Annotated in this window: 5 protein-coding genes; 1 reads left to right on the top strand and 4 read right to left on the bottom strand. The window is 34.7% G+C overall.

Annotation, left to right across the window (positions count from 1 at the left end; all coding sequences use genetic code 11):
- Positions 1 to 143: 143 nt before the first annotated feature.
- Positions 144 to 1493: a glucose-6-phosphate isomerase gene (locus AC3ASS_RS13520; protein WP_488284051.1), complete on the bottom strand. Its 1350-nt coding sequence runs from the start codon at positions 1491 to 1493 to the stop codon at positions 144 to 146.
- Positions 1494 to 1602: 109 nt separating this feature from the next.
- Entirely contained in the window at positions 1603 to 2766 is a 1164-nt protein-coding gene (locus tag AC3ASS_RS13515; protein WP_488284050.1) for an iron-containing alcohol dehydrogenase, read from the bottom strand.
- A 136-nt stretch (positions 2767 to 2902) separates the two neighbouring features.
- On the opposite strand from AC3ASS_RS13515, the gene AC3ASS_RS13510 reads away from it, so the two are divergent.
- Positions 2903 to 3136, top strand: a complete 234-nt coding sequence (locus tag AC3ASS_RS13510) for a DUF378 domain-containing protein (protein ID WP_488284049.1) — start codon at positions 2903 to 2905, stop codon at positions 3134 to 3136.
- Positions 3137 to 3179: 43 nt separating this feature from the next.
- Here the strand turns inward: AC3ASS_RS13510 and AC3ASS_RS13505 are convergent, their stop codons facing one another.
- Positions 3180 to 4373 (bottom strand): ornithine--oxo-acid transaminase, encoded by a 1194-nt coding sequence (locus AC3ASS_RS13505; protein ID WP_488284048.1) that lies wholly within the window; start codon positions 4371 to 4373, stop codon positions 3180 to 3182.
- 147 nt (positions 4374 to 4520) lie between these two features.
- Positions 4521 to 4931, bottom strand: a complete 411-nt coding sequence (gene yugI, locus AC3ASS_RS13500; RefSeq protein ID WP_488284047.1) for a S1 domain-containing post-transcriptional regulator GSP13 — start codon at positions 4929 to 4931, stop codon at positions 4521 to 4523.
- Between the last annotated feature and the right edge of the window lie 175 nt (positions 4932 to 5106).

Below are 5106 nucleotides of genomic sequence, written 5' to 3'. Positions count from 1 at the left end.
CTTCCTTCAGATTCCGCGTCACCACGGACACCCTTGCGTTAAGCTAACTGCTACTTCTGCCTTCGCAGCTCGGGACTTTCACCCTATAGATTACACCCATGCCGGGCGCACATGAAAAACTCCAAGTCAAATGTGACTTGGAGCTATTTTAATCTCTTTTCTAATTCTGTTCGTTTTTCTTCATATCCAGGCTTTCCTAATAGTGCAAACATATTGACTTTGTAAGCCTCTACTCCAGGTTGATCGAAAGGATTGACTCCTAATAAATACCCGCTCATCGCACATGCTTTTTCAAAGAAATATACTAAATAACCGAATGTGTATTCCGTTAAGTCAGGGATTGTAACAATTAAATTTGGTACACCACCATCCGTATGTGCTAATAATGTACCTTCAAAAGCTTTATCATTTACAAAATTAACTGTTTGACCAGCAAGATAGTTTAATCCATCTAAATCTTCCTGATCTTCTTCAATTATTAATTCATGTCGAGGTTGTTGAACTTTAATAACTGTTTCAAATAAGTCTCTTCTGCCCTCTTGGATATATTGACCTAAAGAATGTAGATCGGTTGAAAAGTTTGCAGAGGAAGGATAAATACCTTTGAAATCTTTACCTTCACTTTCTCCAAATAATTGTTTCCACCATTCTGAGAAATATTGTAGTGATGGCTCATAATTTACTAATAATTCAATAGTCTTCCCTTTGTTATAAAGGATGTTTCGGACTGCCGCATATTGATAAGCGATATTTTGTTCTAACTGTGGTTGTCCAAAATCATTTTGCGCTTGTTGAGCACCTTCCATAATTTTATTAATATCTGCACCACTTACAGCAATCGGAAGAAGACCAACAGCTGTTAAAACAGAATAACGCCCGCCTACATCATCAGGTATAACAAAGGTTTCATAACCTTCTTTTTCAGCTAATGTTCGTAAAGCCCCTTTTGCACGGTCAGTCGTTGCATAAATTCGTTTTCTCGCCTCTTCTTTTCCGTATTTTTCTTCTAATAGCTTGCGGAAAATACGAAAAGCAATGGCAGGCTCTGTTGTTGTTCCGGATTTTGAAATTACATTAATGGACCAATCTTTTCCTTCTAAAACATCCATGATTTCTTTCATATATGTAGAACTTATATTATTTCCTGCAAAAATAATTAATGGGGTTTTTCTTTTTTCTTTAGAAATGACAGAGTAGAAACTATGATTCAACATGTCGATAGCGGCTTTAGCACCTAAATAGGAACCACCAATTCCGATAACAACAAGCACATCCGAATCATTTTTTATTTTATTTGCTGCTTTTTCTATTCTTGAAAATTCTTCTTTATCATAGTTGCTAGGTAAGTCTACCCAACCTAAAAAGTCATTCCCTGCGCCTGTTTTGTTATGGATCATTTCATGACAAATTTGAATCATATCCTTTAATTGATTTAATTCATGATCTTTTACAAAATTTGCTGCTTTCTTGTAATCAAATTGAATATGTGTCATGCTGTACCTCCATGAGTGTATTTTTCTTATCCAATGTATCCCAATTTTTTTATAATATCAACTAATCACATTTATTTTTACGAGATTGCTCACTGGCATTTATGCAAAATTAAAGGCTTGCTTTTAAAATAGCTAATACATCATTGCGATTTAAAGGTTTAAAATTTCCAAATTCCCCACGTGCCATTGCTTTATCAGCTAAAACCTCTAAATGGCTATCATCAATATTGTAGTCAGCTAATCTTGATGGAGCTCCTAAACTTTCCCAAAATTCTCTTAATCGTTCAATTCCCTCAATGGCTACATCTACATCAGATTTTCCGCTAGGGTCAACATCAAAAACCCTTATTGCAAGTTGTTTAAAACGTTCTGGCATATCTTTTACATGATGTTTCATCCAATTTGGAAATACAATGGCTAGACCACCAGCATGAGGAATATCATATACAGCAGAAATCGCATGTTCAATATTATGGGTCGCCCAGTCGCCACGATAGCCCATTTGTAACATTCCATTTAAAGCAATCGTTCCGCAGTACATAATAGTTTCACGATACTCATAGTTCTCCAAATCATTCAATAGCTTAGGCGCAGTCTCAATAACTGTTTTTAATAATGATTCACAAAAACGATCTTGCAATGGAGTATTGGAAGCGGAATGAAAGTACTGTTCTAATACATGTGACATCATATCAACTATTCCGTTAACAGTCTGATCTTTTGGAACTGTAAACGTATGGACAGGATCAAGTATAGAAAATTTAGGAAATACGTATGGACTTCCCCATCCATATTTTTCTCTTGTCTCCCAATTGGTAATGACGGATCCTGAATTCATTTCGGAACCTGTAGCTGCTAGAGTTAACACCGTCCCGAATGGCAGAGCGCTTTCTGGAATAGCTTTTTTAATAACCAAATCCCAAGGGTCACCATCATATTTTGCCCCAGCAGCAATTGCTTTCGTGCAATCGATAACACTTCCTCCACCAACAGCCAATAAAAAATCAATATTTTCTTTTTTACAAATTTCAACACCTTTTCTAACGGTGGATATCCGTGGATTAGGCTCAACTCCTGCTAATTCAAAAACTTGAACATTTATCTCGTTTAGTAAAGAGATCAATTGCTCATATAATCCGTTTCTTTTAATACTTCCTCCACCGTAAACAAGTAAAATTTTATTTCCATACATCGGAATCTCTTGTTTGATTTGTTCTAATTGTCCTCTTCCAAAAATTAACTTAGTCGGATTATAAAAAGTAAATGAATCCATAATAACCCCTCCTTATATTCATTATAGAAGTTAACCAAAAAAAAAGGAAAACATGTGATTTTTTATGTATAATATCCTTTATTTTATTTCAAGCTATTTATAAATAAATATACCATTTTAAAGGAGGTTCAAAACTATGAGTGGACTACAAAGACTTGCACTCGTTTTTACAATTATTGGTGCTATTAACTGGGGACTTGTAGGTTTTTTTCAATATGATTTAGTCGCTGCCATTTTTGGAGGACAAGATTCTGCCCTTGCCCGAATTATTTATAGTATTGTCGGTATTGCAGGGCTCATTAATCTAGGTTTGTTATTTAAACCTAATGAAGTACATGAAAGAGCTCCAGAAACTCGAACTTCTCGATAATGAATGACAATAGCCGCTCTATAAGTTGAGCGGCTAATTTGTTTTATGCAGATAATATTTTATTAATTTTTTCTAACGCCCAATCCAGTTGTTCTTTTGTAATGATTAATGGCGGAGCAAATCTAATGACATTATCATGAGTTTCTTTACATAGAAGTCCTTCTTCTTTCAATTGCTCACAATATGGACGAGCCGCTTCTGTCAACTCAACTCCAATAAATAGCCCTTTACCTCTTACTTCTTTAATTTTTGGATTTTTTATTTCTTTAAGTTTTCCAATAAAATACTCTCCTAATTCTAATGAACGCTCGGCTAGTTTTTCTTCTTCTAATACTTGTAATGAAGCAATAGATACGGCACAAGCTAATGGATTTCCTCCAAATGTTGATCCATGGCTACCTGGATTAAATACACCTAAAATATCTTCGTTTGCTACTACGCAAGAGATTGGGAAAACACCTCCTCCGAGAGCTTTTCCTAATATATACATATCAGGTTCTACATCTTCCCAATCGCATGCAAACATTTTACCTGTACGACCTAAACCAGCCTGAATTTCATCGGCAATAAATAATACATTATTTTCTTTACATAATTCAAATGCTGCTTTTAAATATCCTTCAGGAGGTAAAACGATACCTGCTTCTCCTTGAATAGGTTCAATTAAAAATGCTGCTGTATTCGGAGTTATAGCATTTTTCAATGCTTCTAAATCACCATAAGGAACTAGCTTAATTCCTGGTAACATCGGGCCAAAACCACGTTTATATTCTTCATCAGATGATAATGAAACCGCTGTCATTGTTCTCCCATGGAAATTTCCTTCACAAGCAATAATTTCCGCTTGGTTTTCTTTAATTCCTTTTCTAAAATATCCCCATCGTCTTGCTGCTTTTATAGCCGTTTCGACAGCCTCTGCTCCTGTATTCATTGGAAGAGCCATATTTTTATTTGTTAATTTGCACACTTTTTCATACCATGGACCAAGTTGATCATTATGAAATGCTCTAGATGTTAAAGTTACACGGTCTGCCTGAGCTTTTAATGCTTCTATAATTTTCGGGTGTCGATGCCCTTGGTTTACGGCTGAATAAGCACTTAACATATCCATATATTTATTGCCTTCTGGATCCTCTACCCATACTCCTTCAGCTTTTGCAATAACAATTGGTAAAGGATGATAGTTTTTCGCACCATATTTTTCAGTCTGTTCAATAATTTGCTTTGTACTAGTCATTAAAGATCCTCCAATCACCCAGTTTTTCCTCTTATCCATTATCATTTTAACCTAGGATAGTTGACGATTAAAGCATAATTTCGTTTCTTACCTTTTTTATAAAATAAAAGGATACAACAGCCAATAGACTAATTGTATCCAATTCCATTATTTTTTAATTAAATCGTCTCTTTTCGATTGTTCAATCCAGTATTCTAATTTTTCTTTTAATGAATTAAATCCTTTTGGTGTTCCGACATCTTGAGAAACGGAAGGTTGTTGTTTTTGTTTACGAGGCTTTTTCGGTTTAGATGTTTGAGGTGTAGCAATAGGAGCTTCTTCTAAAGCTTTCATGGACAAACTTATTTTTCCTGTTTCTTCATCAATGGATAATACTTTTACTGTAACTTCATCACCAATTTTCAAATGATCGTTGATATCTTTTACAAAGCTGTGAGTAATTTCAGAAATATGAACAAGCCCTTGGTGATCTCCTTCTAAAGAAATAAATGCTCCGTACGGTTGAATTCCCGTTACTTTTCCTTTTAATACTGAACCTATTTCAATTTGTTCTGTCATAATAACATCTCCTAAATTGGTTTATTTTTTCACCTGTTTTCACGCATTAAAATATTATAGCACAATTTAGGAGGGTTATCAAAAATCATTTTTTATAGGATTGAGTCAAGTATTTGTGGGCAGTTTTTTTCTCCCTAACAATGAAAGCGGATTCACTATTTTAGGGTACTCTCTT

The sequence above is a fragment of the Bacillus sp. JST-5 genome, from assembly GCF_057747715.1.
Note: the sequence above shows the minus strand (reverse complement) of the source record. Positions and strands in the feature narration are given on the sequence as shown.

Bases quoted from the DNA above. Each gene is read 5' to 3' on its own strand.
- AC3ASS_RS13505 (WP_488284048.1), bottom strand. From the start codon at position 4,373: ATGACTAGTACAAAGCAAATTATTGAACAGACTGAAAAATATGGTGCG.
- yugI (WP_488284047.1), bottom strand. From the start codon at position 4,931: ATGACAGAACAAATTGAAATAGGTTCAGTATTAAAAGGAAAAGTAACG.
- AC3ASS_RS13515 (WP_488284050.1), bottom strand. From the start codon at position 2,766: ATGGATTCATTTACTTTTTATAATCCGACTAAGTTAATTTTTGGAAGA.
- AC3ASS_RS13510 (WP_488284049.1), top strand. From the start codon at position 2,903: ATGAGTGGACTACAAAGACTTGCACTCGTTTTTACAATTATTGGTGCT.
- AC3ASS_RS13520 (WP_488284051.1), bottom strand. From the start codon at position 1,493: ATGACACATATTCAATTTGATTACAAGAAAGCAGCAAATTTTGTAAAA.